The following is a 284-nucleotide window of genomic DNA, read 5'->3' on the forward strand; positions in this document are numbered from 1 at the left end:
TGGGATGTTCCTCCGGGGTTCTACGCGCCCTCCTCCCGACCCGGGTTGAGTTGTCGCGGGTGGAGCGGGGTCGTACTGGTGATAGGTCAACCCGCGTTGCGGGCGGGCGGGGAGACGACGACGGGCGGGTCAGGCGAAGCGGCAGGTGATGGTGCCGAGCGGGCCGTAGTCGGCGTAGTCGGTGTCGCCCTGGTACACCCACATCGGGCGGGAGAAGGAGCCGGCGAGCACTATCTCACCGGCTTCGATCGCGTCTCCGTGCCCGGCGATGCGGTTGGCCAGCC

At 69.7% G+C, this 284-nt stretch carries 1 pseudogene; it reads right to left on the reverse strand.

Annotated elements, in window-relative coordinates:
* Positions 1–129 precede the first annotated feature (129 nt).
* Positions 130–284, reverse strand: a pseudogene (locus KVS67_RS14190) (2-oxo-hepta-3-ene-1,7-dioate hydratase); the annotation flags it as partial.

The organism is Micrococcus sp. GbtcB5 (assembly GCF_019091605.1).
Classification (GTDB): domain Bacteria; phylum Actinomycetota; class Actinomycetes; order Actinomycetales; family Micrococcaceae; genus Micrococcus; species Micrococcus luteus.